Here is a 19,706-nt window from a genome sequence, read left to right on the forward strand (position 1 = left end):
CATGGAGCCACTCCGGTGCTTGAACTCCGTCACCTCAAGACCCTGCACGCCCTGCGTGAAGCCGACAGCCTGGTCGAAGCCGCCGAACGCCTGCACTTGACCCAGTCCGCCCTCTCCCACCAGTTCAAGGAACTGGAAGAGCGCCTGGGCATGCAGTTGTTCGTCCGCAAGACCAAGCCCGTACGTTTCACCAGCGCCGGCCTGCGCCTGTTGCAACTGGCCGATGCCGCCCTGCCGTTACTGCGCAGTGCTGAACGGGACATCGCCCGCCTGGCGGGCGGCACCGCCGGGCGCCTGCACATGGCCATCGAGTGCCACAGCTGCTTCCAGTGGCTGATGCCGACCATCGACCAGTTCCGCGATGCCTGGCCGGAAGTCGAGCTGGACCTGGCCTCGGGTTTCGCCTTCGCCCCCTTGCCGGCCCTGGCCCGGGGCGATCTCGACTTGGTGGTGACCTCCGACCCGCTGGAACTGGCCGGCATCACGTACGTGCCGCTGTTCACCTACGAAGCGATGCTCGCCGTCGCCAACCAACATCGGTTGGCGAGCAAGCCCTACATCGTGCCCGAGGACCTGATCAGCGAAACCCTGATCACCTACCCGGTGGAGCGCGACCGGCTGGACATCTTCACCCGTTTCCTGGAACCGGCCGATATCGAACCGGCCCAGGTGCGCACGTCCGAGCTGACGGTGATGATGATGCAACTGGTGGCCAGCGGTCGTGGCGTCTGCGGCATGCCGCACTGGGCGTTGCATGAATACAGCTCGCGGGGCTACGTGAAGGCCAAGCGGCTGGGGGAGAAAGGCCTGTTCGCCACGCTGTACGCGGCAGTGCGCACCGACATGCTCGACGCGCCATACATGCGCGATTTTTTGCTGACGGCCAAGGACACGTCGTTTTCCACGCTCGACGGTGTCAGTGCCGTTCGCTGACTGTAGGAGCTGTCGAGCGAAGCGAGGTTGCGATCTTTCCCCTGGCCATTGAGTCACGAGCGAACGCCCAACAGATCAAGCTCAAAAGATCGCAGGCTTCGCCAGCTCCTACAGGAGTCTGCGGTGAGATTAGAGCTCGAACCACATGTGGATTTTGTCGAGGTACTCGTCGCCCACACGGATCGCCATCGGTTCGAGACCGTACAGGACGAAGCCGCAGCGCTGGTAGAGCTTGAGCGCCGGGTCGTTGCCCGCGGTGACGGTCAGTTGCACCAGGCGCAGGAAGGTGTGGCGCCGGGCTTCGTCGAGGGCCGCCTGCACCAGTTGGTAGCCGAGACCCCGATGGCGATGTGCGTCGGCGACGTACATGCCGAACAGCAGTGCCTTGTGCCGGGCTTTTTCCCTGGGCTCCAGGGCCAGGCCAACGATGCCGACCAGTTCTTGCTCGACAAACGCCCCCAACAGCACATCGAGCCGGCTGCCCAGGCGTGACTCCCACCAGTTGATGGGCAACTTCGCCCGCTCGCCGACGCTGGAGGTGAAGGCCTGGGGGTGCAAGGCGTACGCCTGGAGCATCAGCTCGCGATACACCAGGGCATCGCCGGCCCGCAGGCGTCGAATGTTCACGCCGAACGCCGTTGCTCAAGCATCAGGCGCAGCGCCAGAGCACCGAGGACAAACCCCATGAAGTAGCGCTGCACCGCCAGCCAGCGCGGGTTGTGGACAAACCACGAGGCAATGCCGGCGGCGAACAGGGCGATCAGCAGGTTGACGCTGAAACTGACGCTGATCTGGGTCAGCCCGAGGAGGATGCTTTGGGTGAACAGCGAGCCGTGTTCCGGGCTGATGAACTGCGGGAACACCGACAGATAGAACACCGCGATCTTGGGGTTCAGCGCACTGGTGAGAAAACCCATGGTGATCAGCTTGCGTGTCGAGTCCGCCGGCAACTGTCGGGCCTCGAAGGGCGAACGCGCACCCGGCTTCACCGCCTGCCAGGCCAGCCACAACAGGTACAGCGCGCCGGCCCATTTCAACACTTCATAGGCCATGGGCACCGCCAGGAACACCGCCGTCAGCCCCGCGGCGGCGGCGAACATGTGCACGAAGAACCCCGCCACCACGCCCAACAGCGACGTGACGCCGGCCTTGCGGCCCTGGCAGATCGAACGGGAAATCAGGTAGATCATGTTCGGGCCGGGTGTCAGTACCATCAGTAACGCGGCGGCGGCGAAAATCAACAGGTCCGGCAATGGGATCATGGGCGTCAGTCCTTGAGGCGTGAATCAGCAAGCGGCGAGGTATGTCGCTCGATAAAACGGCAGGATCACCTCGCCTGTCAACGGTGCGAGCACAAGATCGCTGTCGCCGTCCGGGTCGATCCAGCACACCTCTTCGATTTCGGCCGCTGGCGAAACCGGGGCGTCGATGTTCAGCAAAAACACCTCGGCCTGCACGATAAACCCCGGTTCGTTGGCCGCCGGCGCGCTGAACACACCCAGGTGGCAGGCCTGGGCCGGATCGATCCGCAACCCGAGCTCTTCTTCCAGCTCCCGGGCCAGCGCCTGCACCGGTTGTTCATGGGCCTCGATCTTGCCCCCCGGCTGCATGAAGGCCCGGGTACCGCGCTTGCGCACCAACAGGGTTCGCCCGTCGGGCCCGATCAAGAGGGCGGCGGCGATGCGGATGAGGGAGGTGGTCATGATGAGTCGACGCCTTGGGCAGAAAAATGCCGAGGAGATTACAGACACAGTGGCAGGGAGCAAAGCCTGGCGCTGGGCTGAAATTCAACACATTCCCCCTGTGGGAACGAGCTTGCTCGCGATAGCGTCCGGTCAGTCGACACTGCAGTCACTGACACTCCGCTATCGCGAGCAAGCTCGCTCCCACAGTTCGAACAGTGGCATCTTCAGAACCGCATCACCCCAAAATCGGCCTCGGCGCCGAAGGGTCGGCGAGCTCTTCGGGGATCTTGACGAACACGCTGTACCGGGCCCCTTCCATCGACTCGAAGGCGATGAGCTTCTCCACCAGCGGGCCGCTCAGGACCTTGCCGGCGTTGAGCAGCAGCATGCCGTTGTCGGCGTTGAGGTTGCGCGCCAGGATCATGCCGGCCACCAGTTCGCGGGTGTTCATGACCTTGACCGTCGGGTCGGACAGGGTCACGTCGTCCAGGTACTCGCCGCAGGCCTTGATGAAATCCTCGACCATGTCCGGGTCGTACAGCTTGCCGGCGTATTTGCGGATGTAGACCAGCGCTTCGTCGCTGTTCATCTGTCGTTCGAGGATCAACCCGCGCTGCAGCTCGATGAAATCCACCGCCAGTTTCAACAGTCGCGAGCCGAAGGGAATGGCCTCGCCCTTGAGGTGCTCTGGGAAGCCGCTGCCGTCCCAGCGCTCCTGGTGATGGCGGATGATCCGGGCCGCGTCCTTCATCGGATCCAGGGTCATCAGCAGCGATTCGCTCTGCTTCGGATAGGCCCGATAGAGATCGAGCTCATTGTGGTGCAGCAAGTCGGCGGGCGTGACCATCATATTGTCGGTCCAGCTCAGCTTGCCGATGTTGTAGAGCGCAGCGGCCATGGTCAGGTCGCGGTCGGTGGACTCATCGAGGAAATGCAGTCGGCTGTAGACCCTGATCAACTCGATGATCTGCCGGTTGGTCTGCTTGGCCTTGGGCAGGCGCAGGTTGGCGATCAGCGAAAACACCTCGGTGCTGGTCACATAACTGCGCTTGAGTTCGTCATAGGCCAGGTCGAGCATGTCGGCGGTCTGCTGCAGCTCGGAGGTGCGCGACGCCACGCGTTTTTCCAGGGTGGCGTTCAGGGTCTTGAGTTGCTGGTTCTGCTCGCGGTTCAGCGCTTCGAGACGCTGGCGTTCGCTTTCGGAATGCTGGTGGGCCAGGGCCTGGCGCAAGGCCTGTACCAGTTCCTCATCGTTCCAGGGCTTGCTGAGGTAGCGATAGAGCTGCCCCTCGTTGATGGCCTTGGTCATCATGTCCACATCGGCATAACCGGTGAGCAGGATGCGCAACGTCGATGGGTACAGCTTGCGGATCTCGGCCAACAGCGTGGCGCCATCCATGTTCGGCATGCGCGCGTCGGTCATCACCAGGTCGACCGGCCGCTCCTTGAGAATCTCCAGGGCCTTGGCGCCACTGTCGGCCAGCAGGATCTCGTACGGCTGGCTGCGCAATAGCCGACGCAGGCTATTGAGAATCGACTCTTCGTCATCGACCAGCAGCACCACCGGCTTCTTTACCGGAACGTCCGGCGATTGATCTTCCATTTGAAACCCCCTCCTGTTCACGGCAACCGTTCTACCTTAGCCCCAAATACAGGCTAGTAGATTGCGAAGATTTAGACACATTTGCCATCAGTGGCCGAGCGCATCGCGATGAGACGACTATGCTCTACCCCATGAAGGGCCATGTATAGGCCGAATACTCATGCCAGCGAAAGGGATATCAGATGTTCCCAGGGTTCTATAGTCAGCATCAAAGTGGTGCACGGCCATGAATCTGCCTTTGGATAAGACCAATCGGCGGATCCTGATCGTCGACGACACCCCGACCATCCATGAGGATTTTCGCAAGATCCTCAGCCCCCAGATGACCGCCGAAGACAACCTGAGCAGTGCCGAAGAGGCTCTGTTCGGGGCGCCGGTGGCAGTCGCCGCCATGAGTTTCGTCCTCGATTCGGCGTTCCAGGGCATGGAGGCCTTGAACAAGGTCGAGAAAGCGCTGGCCCAAGGGCAGCCCTTCGCCATGGCGTTCATCGACATGCGCATGCCGCCGGGCTGGGACGGCCTTGAAACCATCGAACGGCTATGGCGCGCCGACCCCAAGCTGCAAGTGGCCCTGTGCACCGCGTACTCGGATTACTCCTGGGAAGACATTTCCGAGCGCCTCGAACTGGGCGACCGCCTGCTCATCCTGAAAAAACCCTTCGACGCCATCGAGATCCGCCAGATGGCCAGCGCCCTGACCGTCAAATGGCAGATGACCGAGGACGCGGCGCTGAAAATGGACATGCTCGAACGGGCGGTCGAGGAACGCACCCGCGAGTTGGCCGACGCCAACATCATCGTGCAGAACAGCCCGACCATTCTCTATCGCCTGCGGGGCGAGCCGCCGTTCGCGTTGATGTACATCTCCCATAACATCACCAAGTTCGGTCATTCCGCGGCGCAACTGATCAACGCGCCGGACTGGGCGCAAACCCTGATCCACCCCGACGACCAGGACAAAGTCCAGGAGGCCATGGTCCGCGTCCTCGACCGTGACACTGCCGGGGCCTCCATCGAGTTTCGCATGCGCACTGGCGACGACACGTTCCGCTGGGTGGAGAACCGCTACATTCCGGTGCGCAACGACCAGGGCCTGTTGCTGGAAGTGGAAGGCATCATCCTGGACATCACCGAGCGCAAGCTGGCCGAAGAGAAGATCGCCCTGCTCGCCCGCACCGACGGCCTGACCGGGTTGGCCAACCGCGCCACCATGATCGAGCGCCTGCACCAGGCCTTCGCCGCCGCTCGTCGGGGAGCGGCACCGTTCGCCATGTTCTACCTGGACCTGGATCACTTCAAACGCATCAACGACACCTTGGGCCATCCCATCGGCGACCTGCTGTTGCAGGAAGTCGCCGCCCGCATCAAGTCCTGTACCCGGGAAAACGATGTGGTGGCACGCCTGGGCGGCGACGAATTCGCCCTGCTGCAACTGGACGTCCATGAAGCGACCCACTGCGCCGCACTGGCGGGCAAGATCCGTGATGCGCTGGTCGCGCCGTACTCCCTGGACGGCAACGACGTACGGATCTCGGTGAGCATCGGCATCGCCCTGTACACCCCGCAAAGCCTGAGTGCCGACAGCCTGATGGCGCAATCCGACATGGCCCTGTACCGCTCCAAGGAAAAGGGACGCAACCAGTATCACTTCCACAACGAGGAAATTAACCAGGAAGTCACCGACCGGGTCGCCCTGGCCAACGATCTGCGCCAAGCCATCGAAAACCAGGAACTGCACCTGCATTACCTGCCCGAAGTCGACCTCGGCACCGGCAAGATCCTCGGCATGGGCGTGCAGGTGCGCTGGAACCACCCCCAACGGGGCTGGCTGGAACCGGAGGCCTTCATGCCAGCGGCCGAAAAGACCGGAATCATCATTGCCCTTGGGCACTGGGTGCTGGACCAGGCCTGCCAACAGATGCGCCAATGGCGCGACCAGGGCATGGCGCCGCCGGTGATCGCCATCGACCTGTCCCTGACCCAACTCAAGACCGGCCCGGAACTGATCTACGACGTGCTGCGCACCACCGCGCGCTGGGAACTGGCCCCCTGGGACCTGCGCTTCGACGTCACCGAAGCCACCCTGGCCCAGACCAAGTGGACCCACAACGACGTGCTGCCGCGCCTCTGCGAACTGGGCGTGCAGATCGCCATCGATGACTTCGGCACCGAATATTCCTCGTTCGATTACCTCAAGACCTACCGGGTCAATCACCTCAAGCTCGCCCAGCGCTTTCTCGACAGCGCCAACGCCGACCCCGAGAACGCCACGACGTTGCGGGCGATCATCAACTTCGCCCGGGACGTGGGCATCGGGATCATTGCCGAGGGTGTCGAGACCCAGGAGCAACGCACCACACTGATGTCCAGCGGCGGCGCGATGCAGGCCCAGGGGCATTACTTCAGCACCGTGGTCGACAGCGGCCAGGCCGCCAAACTGCTCAAGGCCGGCACCATCATTCCCGCGACAGACCACTGGACCCGACCAGCGAGCCAGCTATCGGAGAGCAATCCATGAACCCCATGTCGGTACCTGCCAACCGGCGGATCCTGGTGGTGGACGACACGCCGGCGATCCACCAGGACTTTCGCAAGATCCTCAGCCCCAGCGGCGGCGGCGATGACTCGCTGGACGACACCGAAAGCCTGCTGTTCGGCACCCCACAGGTCAACCGGCTGCAATTCCAGATCGACTCGGCCTACCAGGGCGAGGAGGCGCTGGAACTGGTCAAGCGCGCCCAGGCCGAAGGCCAGCCCTATGCGCTGGTGTTCGCCGACATGCGCATGCCACCGGGCTGGGATGGCCTGCAAACCATCGAACAACTGTGGAAAGCCGACCCGCGCCTGCAAATCGCCCTGTGCACGGCCTTCTCGGATTACTCCTGGGAAACCATGTCCGAACGGATCGAGTTCGATGATCAATTGCTGATTCTCAAGAAACCGTTCGACACCTTGGAAATCCGCCAGATGGCCAGCGCCATGACCTGGAAATGGCAGCTGGCCCAGGACGCGGCGAGAAAAATGCGCAGCCTGGAACGCACGATCGAAGAGCGCGTCCAGGAATTGCTCAAGGTATCCCACCTGCTGCAATACGACGTGCTCACCGAGCTGCCCAACAGCATGTTGCTCGGCGACCGTCTGACCCAGGCCATGGCCCAGTGCCGTCGGCACGACCGGCAACTGGCGGTGATGTTCATCGGCCTGGACCGCTTCAAGCGCATCAACAACGCGCTGGGCCATCCGGTGGGCGACGAAATGCTCAAGCGCGTGGCCCGGGCGCTGGCGACCGTGGTGCGTGAGTCCGATTCGGTGTTCCGCTACGGTTCCGATGAATTCGTGGTGATCGTGGGGGACATCGCCGAGGCGCAGCAAACCAAAGGCGTGGCCGAAAAACTGCTGGCGGCCATCAGCACCCCGCAACCCATCGACGGCCATGACCTGAGCGTCACCGCGAGCCTGGGCATCAGCGTGTACCCGAGCGACGGTTTCGACGCCGTGGCGCTGATCAAGAAAGCCGAGACGGCGATGCGCAACGTCAAGGAAACCGGCCCCAACGACTACCGTTTCTTCACCGAGGACATGAACCGCCGGGCACGGCAGCAACAGACCATCGAATCGGGCCTGCGCCTGGCCCTGCAACGCAAGGAATTCGTGCTGCATTACCAACCCAAGCTCGACCTCAAGAGCGGCAAGGTGGTCGGTGTCGAGGCATTGGTGCGCTGGAACAGGCCGGAACATGGCCTGGTCTACCCGGGGGACTTCATTCCGGTGGCCGAGGACAGTGGCTTGATCGTTCCGCTGAGCCAATGGGTACTCCAGGAAGCCTGCCAGCAGGCCTGCCGTTGGCAAGCCCAGGGCATGCGGCCGCTGTGCCTGTCGGTGAACATCTCGGCTATCGATTTTCGCCAGCGCGGCTTCGTCGAAGGCATCGCCCGCACCCTCAAGGAAACCGGCCTGGACCCGACACAGTTAGAACTGGAGATCACCGAAAGCGTACTGATGCAGAACATCGATACCACGGTCGCCATCCTCAAGGCCATCAAGCAACAGGGGATACGCCTGGCCATCGACGATTTCGGCACCGGCTATTCGAGCCTGAGCTATTTGCAGAAATTTCCGGTGGATGTGCTGAAGATCGACCAGTCGTTCGTCGGTGACCTGAGCATCGACAGCAATGACGCCAAGCTGGTGAGCACCATCATCAGCCTGGGCAAGAGCCTGAACCTGCACATCATCGCCGAAGGGGTGGAAACCCTCGAGCAGCTTGAGTTTCTCAAGCAGCACCAATGCGAGGAAGCCCAGGGTTACTACTTTAGCAAGGCCGTCGAACCGCAGGCCTTTGCCGATTGGATGACCGAGTGGGAAAAACGCCAGAGCCCGTTTTCGTGAACAGCTGAGTCCTCAACCAAAGTTTCAAGGAAAACATCCCATGGCGTCACATGGACTGATTCTGGCTCTCGGCCTGCTCGTGGGAGCAAGCGTAACCGCTCACGCCGCCCCCCTGGATGAACCCCTCAAGCCCCTGCCACCGGTGCCGGCCCTGGACCCCAAGCGCGTCCAGCTGGGACTGCGGCTGTTCAATGACCCACGGCTGTCGGTCAACAACACCCTGTCCTGCGCCAGTTGCCATCGCCTGGACAAGGGCGGCGCCGACGACAAGCCGTTTTCCCTGGGCTTCGACGGCAAGCCGGTGGAGGTCAATACACCTACCGTGTTCAACGCCGGCCTGAACTTCCACCAGTTCTGGGATGGCCGCGTCGATACGCTGGAAGAACAGGTCCATCAGGTCGTGATCAGCCCGGTGGAAATGGGCAGCACCTGGGAGTCGGTGGTCAAGCGTATCGCCGATGACCCCGGCTACGCCAAGGACTTCAAGGACGCCTACCCCGACGGCGTGACCGAGCCCAATATCCAGAGCGCCCTGGCCGACTACGAACGCACCTTGCAAACGCCCAATTCGCGTTTCGACCAGTACCTGCTGGGCAATACCGACGCCCTCACGCCCCGGGAAAAGTTCGGTTACCAGCGTTTCAAGGAGTACGGCTGCATCGCTTGCCACCAGGGCGTGAACATCGGCGGCAACATGTTCCAGAAATTCGGGATCATGGGCGACTATATCAATGATCGGGGCAACCCGACCCGGGCCGACGAAGGGCGCTTCAACATCACCGGCGATGAAGCGGACCGCCAGGTGTTCAAAGTGCCCAGCCTGCGCAACGTGGCCGTCACCGCGCCGTATTTCCATGACGGGTCGGCGACGACTCTGGAACACGCGGTGGAGGTGATGTTCAAGTACCAACTGGGTCGTGAGCCCCTCAAGAACGATACGACACTGATCGTCGAGTTCCTCAAGAGCCTGACCGGTGAATCGGAGGGCAAGCCCCTATGACCACGCTCCGTCGCCTCGGTCTTGCGTTCATCGGCCTGTTGCTGGCTTCGATCCTGCTGTTCATGTACATCAATTCGGGGGCCCGGCAGGCCGCCTCGTACATTGAATCCAGGGACCTGATCCGCCTGCTCAAGCAACAGGACGCCATCTGGGACAACGAAGTCCTCAAGTCGCGGATCGCCCTGACTCACAACTACGACCCGCTGGTCTCCCCCCTGCACGAAATGGCACGCCTGTGGCAGCGTCTGGACGCCATCGAATCGGAACCGGGGCGCCACGGGCCGTCGCTCTGGGAGGCCCAGCGCGACGAATACCTCAAGCTGGTCAAGGAAAAGACCCGTCTGGTGGAACAGTTCAAATCCCATAACGCGGTGTTGCGCAACTCCCTGGCCTTCCTGCCCACAGGGGAGGATGACATCCAGGGCCAGTTCGCCCGGCTGCCCGACACCTACAAACTGGAGTTGCAGAACGTTGCCATCGACACTTACGACCTGTTGCTCAGCAGCATGGAGTTCGCCCAGCTCAGTTCCCCGGAAATCGCAGCCGAGGTCCTGTTGGGCTTGAACCAGTTGGATGTCAACAAGGAGCGCCTGCCCGAGGGGTTGCTCAACTCCATCGAAGTCCTGCGCAGACACATCGGGGTGATCCTGCGCGAACAGCCAAAGGTCAATGAATTATTGCTGGGCATCGAAGCGATCCCCTTGTCCGATCGCCTGGACACCATCACCAACCTGCTCGAGAAAGACCAGGAAAAAGCCGCCGCCAAATACGAGCGCAACCACATTTACCTGCTGGTGTTCGCCACGTTCCTGGTGCTGATCCTGATCTGGCTGGCGATCCGGTTGATACGCAGCTTCGCCGAGATCAATCGGGTCAACAACGCCCTGCAAACCGCCAACGATGAACTGGAACTACGGGTCGAGGAGCGTACCCGCCAGCTCAAGGACACCCAGAGCGAATTGATGGACACCGCCCGCCAGGCCGGCATGGCGGAAATCGCCACCAACGTGTTGCACAACGTCGGCAACGTCCTCAACAGCGTGAACATCTCCGCCGACCTGGTCAGCCGCAAACTGCGCAGCAGCAAGGCCCTGGGCCTGGGCAAGGCGATGCAACTGATCAACGAACACGCCGATGACCTCGGACACTTCCTCACCGAAGACGCCAAGGGCAAGCTGCTGCCCGGCTACCTCAACCAACTGGTCGAAGCCATCGCGTTGGAGCAGCAGAGCCTGACCGATGAACTGGCCCAGTTGAGCAAGAGCGTGGACCACATCAAGGACATCGTCTCCACCCAGCAATCCTATGCCGGGGCCAGCAGCCTGCTCGAGCCCCTGGTGGTCAGCGAACTGCTCGAAGACGCTTTGCGCATGAACGCCGGCGCCCTGACCCGCCATCATGTTACGGTGATCAAGGAATACGGCGACGTGCCGCGGATCATGGGCGACAAGCATCGCTTGCTGCTGATCCTGATCAACCTGATCAGCAATGCCAAGTACGCCATGGCCGGGGTGTCCAACGATGCGCGGAACCTGACCCTCAAGGCCGCGGTGGTCGATGGCCAGACCCTGCAAATCAGCGTCAAGGACGAAGGCGAAGGCATCCCGGAGGAAAACATGACGCGGATCTTCGCCCATGGTTTTACCACACGTAAGGAAGGCCACGGCTTTGGCCTGCACAGCTGCGCATTGGCGGCCATCGAAATGAACGGCCACCTCACCGCCCACAGTGAGGGGCCAGGCAAAGGGGCGACATTCCAATTGCAGGTGCCCCTGAAACTTGCAGAAGGTGAACCATGAACAGCCTCAGTAACCGCCGCATCCTGTTGATCGACGATACACCCGCCATTCATGAAGATTTCCGCAAGATCCTCACCCCGGAGGATGACAGCAACACGGATTTGCAGGACATGGAAAGCGCGCTGTTTGGCGAAGCGCCGAAACCTGCCGCGACCGTGTTCGAACTCGACTCGGCCTACGGTGGGCAGGAAGGCCTGAACAAATTGCTGGGGGCAATGGCCAAGGAGCGTCCCTATGCCCTGGCCTTTGTCGACATGCGCATGCCCGAAGGCTGGGACGGCGCCAAGACCATCGAAGAACTCTGGAAGCGCGACCCGCAGTTGCAAGTGGTGGTTTGCACCGCCTATTCGGATTATTCCTGGGATGAATTGCTCGACCGCCTGAACGGCCACGACCGCTTGCTCATCCTGAAGAAGCCGTTCGACAACATCGAAGTCCAGCAGATGGCCAACACCCTGACCACCAAATGGGAAATGACCTCGCGCGCGCAATTGAAAATGAACAAGCTCGAAGACCTGGTAGAACAACGCACCCAGGCTTTCAAGCAGGCCAGCGAGCTGCTGCAGATGGAGATCGACGAGCGCAAGATGCTGGAAACCCAGTTGGTGCAATCGGAAAAGCTCGCCTCGCTGGGCCAGTTGGCGGCCGGGGTGGCCCACGAGATCAACAACCCGATCGGCTTCATTTCTTCCAACCTGGGGGCGCTGGACGGCTACTTCGGCAAACTCCAGGAAATGCTCACGGCTTACGGCAGCGCCGAGGAGGCCATCGCCTCGCCGGAGCTGGTGGTGAACTTGAGAAAGCTGCGCGAACAGGTGGAGCTGGATTTCCTGGTCGAGGACATCCCCCTGCTGATCAAGGAATCCAAGGATGGCATCGGCCGGGTCGGGCAGATCGTCAAGGACCTGAAGGACTTCTCCCGCGTTGATTCCAGCCAGGAATGGCAGATGGCCAATTTGCAGCAGGGCATGGATTCGACGTTGAACATCGTCGCCAATGAAATCAAGTACAAGGCCGACGTGGTCAAGGAATACACACCCTTGCCGGAGGTGGAATGCCTGCCGTCGCAGATCAACCAGGTGATCATGAACCTGATCGTCAACGCCGCCCAGGCCATAGGCCCCGAACGCGGCACCATCACCCTGCGCAACGGGGTCGGTGAAGAAACCGTCTGGATCGAAGTGGCGGACAACGGCTCGGGCATTCCCCCCGAGACCCTGCAGAAAATCTTCGACCCGTTCTTCACCACCAAACCCATCGGCCAGGGCACGGGGCTCGGGCTGTCGTTGTCCTACGGCATCGTGAAAAAACACAACGGCGAGATCACCGTACGCAGCGAAGTCGGCGTGGGCACCACCTTCCGCGTGGAATTACCGTTGCGGCAGATGAAGCAGGCAAGCTGAGCCACCCCGGCGGGTCAACGGTGGGAGCGAGCTTGCTCGCGATAGCGGTAGGTCAGTCAATGCAGGTGTCGAGCGGGCGATCGCCATCGCGAGCAAGCTCGCTCCCACAGGTTTTCCTGGCGCTCGTTTTTCCAGCCAACACACAGCCCTGTGGCGAGGGAGCTTGCTCCCGCTCGGCGGCGCAGCCGTCGTAAAACCGGCTGATGCAATCTGCCTGCCCGTCACAGTGATCCAGCTGGGGCCGCTTCGCAGCCCAGCGGGAGCAAGCTCCCTCGCCATAGACTGAATTCCAAGCTAATGTCTCGCCAATCGCCCACTCCCAAGGAAACCGTATGAGCCTGTCTCTGCTGAGTCGTTACGCCTTCTTTGCTGGCTGTGTCATCTTCACCCTCGCCAGCCTGCCATTCCTGCAACACGACTGGCTCTGGCCCATTGCGCTGGTGACCGGCCTGTTGAGCCTGTTGGGAGTGTTCGACCTGCTGCAAAGCCGTCATGCCGTACGGCGCAACTACCCGATCCTGGGCAATATCCGTTATCTGGTCGAAGGCATCCGCCCGGAGATCCGCCAGTACCTGCTCGAATCCGACAGCGATGCCCTGCCCTTCTCCCGGGCCCAACGCTCGCTGGTGTACTCCCGGGCCAAGAACGAAAGCGCCGACAAGCCGTTCGGCACCTTGATCGACGTGTACCAGACCGGCTTCGAATTCATCGGCCATTCCATGCGCCCGGCCCCGCTGAGCGACCCCAGCGGTTTTCGCGTGACGGTCGGTGGCCCACAGTGCACCCAGCCGTACTCCGCATCGGTGTTCAACATCTCGGCCATGAGCTTCGGCTCCCTGAGCGCCAACGCCATCCGGGCGTTGAACCAAGGCGCGAAGCTGGGCAACTTCGCCCATGACACCGGCGAAGGCAGTATCAGCCCCTACCACCGCGAACACGGTGGCGACCTGACCTGGGAACTGGGCAGCGGCTATTTTGGCTGTCGCACCAGCGACGGGCGCTTCGACCCCGAGCGCTTCGCCGCCCAGGCACAGAACCCGCAGGTGCGGATGATCGAAATCAAGATGAGCCAGGGCGCCAAACCCGGCCACGGCGGGATCCTGCCCAAGCACAAGGTCACCCGGGAAATCGCCGAGACCCGTGGCATCCTCATGGGCGAGGATTGCGTGTCCCCATCACGTCACAGCGCGTTTTCCACCCCCATCGAACTGATGCAGTTCGTCCAGCAACTGCGTGAGCTGTCCGGCGGCAAACCGGTGGGCTTCAAATTCTGCCTGGGCCATCCCTGGGAATTCATGGGCATCGCCAAGGCGATGCTGGAAACCGGGATCCTGCCTGACTTCATCGTGGTGGACGGCAAGGAAGGCGGCACGGGCGCGGCGCCAGTGGAGTTCACCGATCACATCGGCGTGCCGCTGCGCGAGGGCCTGTTGTTCGTGCACAACACCCTGGTGGGCCTGAACCTGCGGAACAAGATCAAGCTCGGCGCCAGTGGCAAGATTGTCAGCGCCTTCGACATCGCCAGCGTCCTGGCCATCGGCGCCGACTGGGCCAACGCCGCGCGCGGCTTCATGTTCGCCATCGGCTGCATCCAGTCCCAAAGCTGCCACACCAACAAATGCCCCACCGGCGTCGCCACCCAGGACACCTTGCGCCAGCGCGCCCTGGTCGTCCCGGACAAGGCCCAGCGGGTCTACAACTTCCACCGCAACACCCTCAAGGCCCTGGCCGAAATGCTCGCCGCCGCTGGGCTCGAACACCCGTCGCAATTGCAGCCCAAGCACCTGGTGCGGCGCATGTCGGCCACCGAGGTCAAGTTGTTCTCTGAGTTGCACGTGTTTCTGAAGCCGGGGGAATTGCTGACCGGCGAGGTCAATGGGGCGTTTTATTCGCGGATGTGGCAGATGGCGCGGGCGGACAGCTTTGAGCCGATGGAAGTGGCGGCGGCGTGAACCGATCGCGCAACGAACCGTTTCGACGCTGCGCAACTTTCCTTGCACCGGAAGGAACAGGACACTCCCTGACTACCGAGTCAAGTCGCTACAGTCGGCAACACGGCGGCTGATTTGCGTAGGCTCTTTCATAACGATGAAACCATAGTCGCCCAGCAGATAAATCCGGTAATACTGGTTGTCCACGATGGGCGCATAAACTAAATAACCCACCTGTGTCGCATTGCGCCGCTCACGTTCCTTTGCCACGTTGGTGATGCCCATTAACGGTAAGCGTTCCGAGAGCATGAAGTAGTCGATATTTAGCAAATAAGACAGCACCGGAAGCTCTCGGAACGAACCGCAAGCGCTTACCAACCAGTAGTCGGAATAGGTGATCGATAGATAAATCCGCTTGGCTTCGTACAGTTCCCGGTGTGAAGTGATGTCATACCCCAAACTGTAAAGCGCACCGTCGGCGAAGGTTTTTTGCAGAGTCAGCACCCGACCATAAGCGAAGGACAATGAAAGCGTCGCCAGAAGCGGAAGGAGGAGCAATAACGGCAAACGCGGATGGATTGGAGAAAGAGCCAGATACGCAAGATAAAAGCAGAACATCAGAAGCACACCGAAGCCCATCAAGGTACGCGCGCCTTCGTTGAAATCACGAAAAACCAGCGTGATACCAGGCACCAGCAGGATCAACAAAGGCAGCGTCATCGAACATCCCAGAAACAACACGAAAGTTTTCCAACCCTGCTCCTCACGCTCCAGCAACCTGCTGCCCAATCGTATGGCGCCGATCAGCGCCAACACAACCAGCGCGGCTAGCAACCAGGCGTAGCCACCGTGAAACAGCAGCGCAACTTTCTCGGCCACTCGTTCTATGTTGATGCCGATTTGCAGCAACGGATCGGCTTTCCAATTCAACAATGCAGTCCGCTCCGGCCCCATGAGCAACACGGCGGTGGCAAAGTAAATCAGAACGGCCAAACCAAGCTGAGCCAACTTCCAACCCAGCTTTTCCAGCCATTGCAGGTACGGTTCCCGTTTGTATGCCGCTGTGAGCAATTCCAGGCAACACAGGCCCAGGAACACATTGAAGCTGATCTGGTAGAGCCCGAATGCCAGCACCAACAAACCGGCTGGCACCCACCACTGACGTATTCGCGAAGTCCCCTGAAAGGTCATTGCGTAAATGACCGCGACCAGACTCAGTGCCATCGCGGGGCCGTCGTATTGATACGACAGGTTCTGCAACAGGAAGGGGTTGTACCAGAGGGGCAACGGGACCAAACAACAGACCAGTGTCGGCTGAGGGAAGTAATGAAAAGTCAGGCGAGTCAAAGCCAGGGACATGGCCAATGCGGCGAGCAACAATGGCAGCGGAAAAATGTCTGGCGCGGCGCGGGTGAGGGACAGCGCTTGATACAACAGATCAGAAAACCAGCGCCCTTGGTTGGTCCAGGCCATTCCAGCTTCCAGTGCCCGCCAGTTATCGTCGATATAGCGAAAATCAGCGAGGATCAACGGCAGGACGTAAAGCAAGATCGCCGTTGAAAAAAACAGCGCGACCTGACGACGATTGAGCTCGCGATAGAAAAAGTCGCTCATCATGATTCATCCCGGGATTTCAGCCTGCTTTTCCGGATCATTTCCTTGATGACATGCCAGGGTCGGTGCCTGGTCTTCAGATATCCGTCCGACGTACTCACCCAATACTCCAATGCCGACCCATTGCATCCCGCCTGGAAACAGAGTCGCGGACGAGCGCAAGGACTACCACAGCCGCCAAAGCTGAACGATCAACCAAACGCTCATTCGCGATGTCCACGAAACACCACAAATCGGGACAACAGGAAACCGATCACCAGGCTCAACAGCGAAAATACCGCGACAGTCAGCAGGCCATGGACATGCCAGCGATCACCCAAGTAACCCACAATGAAACTGAGGGTCCCCATGACACATAAGAAAAGAACATAGCCCAACACTGAGGTCTTGGCCTCGAATGTGTAGAGCGCATTGACATAAAAAGAGAACGAGGCTGCCACGCAAAAGGCAGTGAAGTTACTCAACGCTTGATTGAGGCCGAACGCCACCCTGAGCACGAAAAACACTTGCCAATGGATCAGCGTATTGGCCAGCCCAATCAGGGCGTAACTGAAAAAGCCTTTCCATAACGTTTTCATGGATGCCCCCGACCGGGACGGTACTTAAGGCTATTCAATCTAGGGTTCTGTCGATACTCGGTCTACTGTAAGAACTAACAGGTGTCCTGTAGTTCATCTGGCTGTGACGCACAAAAAAGCCCCGATCATCCGACCGAGGCTCTCTTCTACATCGCCGTCAACTTACGAAACCGAACGCACCGTCCCCTGCACGTCACCGGTCGGTTGCAACTTGAAGGTGTAAAACAACACTGTCAGCAACACCAGGAACGCCGGGCCTACATATAGCGCCACGCGGGTATCCGGGAAGTACGCCATCAGGCCCACCACCAGCACCAGGAACGCCAGGGCCAGGTAGGAACTGACCGGGTACAGCCACATGCGGTACTTGAGGGCCGCACGCTCGGAAGCGCTCAGGCCTCGGCGGAATTTGAGCTGGGCCAGCAGGATCATCACCCAGGTCCAGATCGCGCCGAAGGTGGCGATGGAGGTCACCCAGACGAAGACCTTCTCCGGCACCAGGTAATTGAGCAACACGCCCAGCAGCAACGCGGCGATGGACAGCAGCAATGCGCGACGCGGCACGCCGTTGGTCGAGGTCTTGGCGAAACCGGCCGGGGCCTGGCCGTTCTGCGCCAGGCTGTAGAGCATTCGCCCGGTGCTGAAGATGCCGCCGTTGCAGGACGACAGTGCGGCGGTGATCACCACGAAGTTGATGATGCCGGCGGCGGTCTTGATGCCCAGACGCTCGAAGGTCATCACGAACGGGCTGCCCTGGGTGCCGATCTCGTTCCACGGGTAGATCGACAGGATCACGAACAGCGCGCCGACGTAGAACAGCAGGATCCGCCAGAACACCGAACCGATGGCGTTGGGGATGGTTTTCTGTGGGTTCTTCGCTTCACCGGCGGTCAGGCCGATCATCTCCACGCCCAGGTACGCGAACATCACCATCTGCAGGGACATCAACACGCCGGACACGCCGTTGGGCATGAAGCCGCCGTGGGCCCAGAGGTTGGAAATGCCCAGGGCCACACCGTCATTGCCGAAGCCAAAGGCGATGATGCCGATGCCACCGATGACCATGGCGATGATGGTGACGATCTTGATCAGGGCGAACCAGAATTCGAATTCGCCGAAGGCCTTGACCGCGATCAGGTTGATCGCGCCCATGCTGACCAGTGCCGCCAGGGCCCAGATCCAGCGGGGCACGTCGGGGAACCAGATGCCCATGTACACCGCCACGGCGGTGATCTCCGCCACACAGGTCACCAGCCACAGGAACCAGTAGTTCCAACCGGTCAGGAAACCTGCCAGTGGGCCGAGGTAATCCTGGGCATAGCGGCTGAACGAACCGGCCACCGGGTTGTGCACGGCCATTTCACCGAGGGCGCGCATGATCACCAGGATCGCCAGGCCGCCAATGATGTAGGACAGCATGATCGCCGGGCCGGCCATTTCGATGGCCTTGGCCGAACCGAGGAACAGCCCGACACCGATGCAGGCGCCAAGCGCCATCAGGCGGATATGCCGCTCGCCGAGTTCACGTTTGAGCGGACCGCCCTGAGCGGTCTCGCCATGGGGCAGATGATTGCCGACAGGCATAGGGATACAACCTCGTCTTGTTATTGGATTAGCCACCGAGTGTCCAAAGCCGCAGGCCGGTAAGCCTGCCGCCTTGCCGAAACCGGGTCTGTCTTGTGGGCAGACCGTCCTGTGGAACGACAACCTCAGGATCAGCGGGTCGTGCAGTATAAAAAGCCAGGGATAGAGAGATTCACTGTAAAACCAGGAAAATTCAGGGATAAGCCTGCGCCAGAATCGGCTTTTGGAGAGGTGTTGTCTGGGATTCAGGGCACTCGGAAACGTCGCCGAGTATTGCACAGTGATGGTGCAGCGTCATGTTTTGGCATGGGGGCGATGGCTCTAGCGCGAGGTTTTCCGGACACCACTGCCCGTTATGATGGGGATTATCTGTGGCAGTGGATTTATTTGTGGCGAGGGGATTTATCCCCGTTGGGCTGCGCAGCAGCCCCTCAACCGCAGCCCGGGTATTTCTGAACAATCGAGTTGCCTGTATTGGGGCTGCTTCGCAGCCCAGCGGGGATAAATCCCCTCGCCACAGAATCCCACCGCAGCTACATCTCCTCAGCACAGGGAATCCATGTTCCCCGGTCCAGACAGGCAACATGAGTCACTTCAAATCCATGCAGTGTCCCAGAGAGGGTAATCGCCAATACATTTCACCAGCCCAGCCCGCAACGGATTGTCAATGATGTAGTCGGCGGAGGGCCGCAGCTCTTCATTGTCACGAATCGCGCGGTCATGAAAGCCGCTTTGCCAAAGCGGACCAGAGGTTTCGGTCATGCTATTGACGCGATGGGTGCATCGAGCTTTGGTGGCACCGATGACACGACTCAGATGGCCATCGTGGAGTTGCAGCAACCAGTGAAAATGATCCGGCATTACCACCCAGGCTAAAGAGTTCACCAAGCCAGAATCATGGGCGCATTTGAATTCTGCAACCAACAATCTTCCAACCTTCCAGTTGGCAAAAACAGGACGGCGCTGATGAGTAACGGCCGTCACCAGATAGGCGCGTCCTTGCTCCGAATAACGTCCTCGACGCAAGCGATGTGAATTGGGGCGTGGATGCATTCCTTGCTTCCTTTGAGAGGGTTTGGATGCAGCGTAGCCATGCTGTTGTTTGATCGACGCTGAGAAGGTCGAGCGAATACTCCGAAGCTTGTGTAGTACTTGTGATGTGGGGATTTATCTGTGACTAGTGGAAG

At 60.5% G+C, this 19,706-nt stretch carries 15 protein-coding genes; 7 read left to right on the forward strand and 8 right to left on the reverse strand.

Annotated features, from left to right (window positions below; all coding sequences use genetic code 11):
- Window positions 1-15: 15 nt before the first annotated feature.
- Window positions 16-933: a transcriptional regulator MetR gene (gene metR, locus BLU85_RS11260; RefSeq protein ID WP_092205136.1), complete on the forward strand. Its 918-nt coding sequence runs from the start codon at window positions 16-18 to the stop codon at window positions 931-933.
- 129 nt (window positions 934-1,062) lie between these two features.
- On the opposite strand, the gene BLU85_RS11265 is transcribed toward metR, so the two are convergent.
- The 4 genes from BLU85_RS11265 to BLU85_RS11280 form a co-directional block, all read right to left on the reverse strand.
- A complete protein-coding gene (locus BLU85_RS11265) occupies window positions 1,063-1,560 on the reverse strand; it encodes a GNAT family N-acetyltransferase (protein WP_092205137.1) in 498 nt (165 codons plus the stop codon).
- Complete coding sequence (locus BLU85_RS11270; protein WP_092205138.1) at window positions 1,557-2,195, reverse strand: LysE family translocator; 639 nt, start codon at window positions 2,193-2,195, stop codon at window positions 1,557-1,559. The genes BLU85_RS11265 and BLU85_RS11270 overlap by 4 nt, the downstream gene beginning before the upstream one ends.
- Before the next feature lie 24 nt (window positions 2,196-2,219).
- Complete coding sequence (locus BLU85_RS11275) at window positions 2,220-2,636, reverse strand: NUDIX hydrolase (RefSeq protein ID WP_092205139.1); 417 nt, start codon at window positions 2,634-2,636, stop codon at window positions 2,220-2,222.
- A gap of 217 nt (window positions 2,637-2,853) precedes the next feature.
- Window positions 2,854-4,221 carry a response regulator c-di-GMP phosphodiesterase, NosR family gene (locus BLU85_RS11280; RefSeq protein WP_092205140.1) on the reverse strand — a complete coding sequence of 456 codons (1,368 nt, stop codon included), beginning with the start codon at window positions 4,219-4,221 and terminating at the stop codon, window positions 2,854-2,856.
- 226 nt (window positions 4,222-4,447) lie between these two features.
- On the opposite strand from BLU85_RS11280, the gene BLU85_RS11285 reads away from it, so the two are divergent.
- From BLU85_RS11285 to BLU85_RS11310, 6 genes are all read left to right on the forward strand, one after another.
- The gene (locus BLU85_RS11285) at window positions 4,448-6,739 is read left to right on the forward strand and encodes a GGDEF/EAL domain-containing response regulator (RefSeq protein WP_092205141.1); all 2,292 of its coding nucleotides are present in this window, start codon (window positions 4,448-4,450) and stop codon (window positions 6,737-6,739) included.
- Window positions 6,736-8,610 (forward strand): two-component system response regulator, encoded by a 1,875-nt coding sequence (locus BLU85_RS11290; RefSeq protein WP_092205142.1) that lies wholly within the window; start codon window positions 6,736-6,738, stop codon window positions 8,608-8,610. Before BLU85_RS11285 ends, BLU85_RS11290 begins: the two co-directional genes overlap by 4 nt.
- A 40-nt stretch (window positions 8,611-8,650) precedes the next feature.
- Window positions 8,651-9,610, forward strand: a complete 960-nt coding sequence (locus tag BLU85_RS11295; RefSeq protein ID WP_092205143.1) for a cytochrome-c peroxidase — start codon at window positions 8,651-8,653, stop codon at window positions 9,608-9,610.
- Window positions 9,607-11,409, forward strand: a complete 1,803-nt coding sequence (locus tag BLU85_RS11300; protein WP_092205144.1) for a DAHL domain-containing protein — start codon at window positions 9,607-9,609, stop codon at window positions 11,407-11,409. Before BLU85_RS11295 ends, BLU85_RS11300 begins: the two co-directional genes overlap by 4 nt.
- Window positions 11,406-12,812 (forward strand): ATP-binding protein, encoded by a 1,407-nt coding sequence (locus tag BLU85_RS11305; RefSeq protein ID WP_092205145.1) that lies wholly within the window; start codon window positions 11,406-11,408, stop codon window positions 12,810-12,812. The genes BLU85_RS11300 and BLU85_RS11305 overlap by 4 nt, the downstream gene beginning before the upstream one ends.
- 332 nt (window positions 12,813-13,144) lie before the next feature.
- On the forward strand, window positions 13,145-14,764 hold the full coding sequence (locus BLU85_RS11310) for an FMN-binding glutamate synthase family protein (RefSeq protein WP_092205146.1): 1,620 nt from the start codon (window positions 13,145-13,147) through the stop codon (window positions 14,762-14,764).
- A gap of 72 nt (window positions 14,765-14,836) precedes the next feature.
- On the opposite strand, the gene BLU85_RS11315 is transcribed toward BLU85_RS11310, so the two are convergent.
- The 4 genes from BLU85_RS11315 to BLU85_RS11330 form a co-directional block, all read right to left on the reverse strand.
- Entirely contained in the window at window positions 14,837-16,357 is a 1,521-nt protein-coding gene (locus tag BLU85_RS11315) for a glucosyltransferase domain-containing protein (RefSeq protein WP_371914233.1), read from the reverse strand.
- A 203-nt stretch (window positions 16,358-16,560) separates the two neighbouring features.
- On the reverse strand, window positions 16,561-16,935 hold the full coding sequence (locus tag BLU85_RS11320; RefSeq protein WP_092205148.1) for a GtrA family protein: 375 nt from the start codon (window positions 16,933-16,935) through the stop codon (window positions 16,561-16,563).
- Window positions 16,936-17,097: 162 nt separating this feature from the next.
- A complete protein-coding gene (locus BLU85_RS11325; protein WP_092205149.1) occupies window positions 17,098-18,519 on the reverse strand; it encodes an amino acid permease in 1,422 nt (473 codons plus the stop codon).
- Between the two features lie 594 nt (window positions 18,520-19,113).
- The gene (locus BLU85_RS11330; RefSeq protein WP_092205150.1) at window positions 19,114-19,572 is read right to left on the reverse strand and encodes an REP-associated tyrosine transposase; all 459 of its coding nucleotides are present in this window, start codon (window positions 19,570-19,572) and stop codon (window positions 19,114-19,116) included.
- Window positions 19,573-19,706 lie beyond the last annotated feature (134 nt).

Source organism: Pseudomonas sp. NFACC14, assembly GCF_900106885.1.
In the GTDB taxonomy this organism is placed as follows: Bacteria; Pseudomonadota; Gammaproteobacteria; order Pseudomonadales; family Pseudomonadaceae; genus Aquipseudomonas; species Aquipseudomonas fluorescens_AA.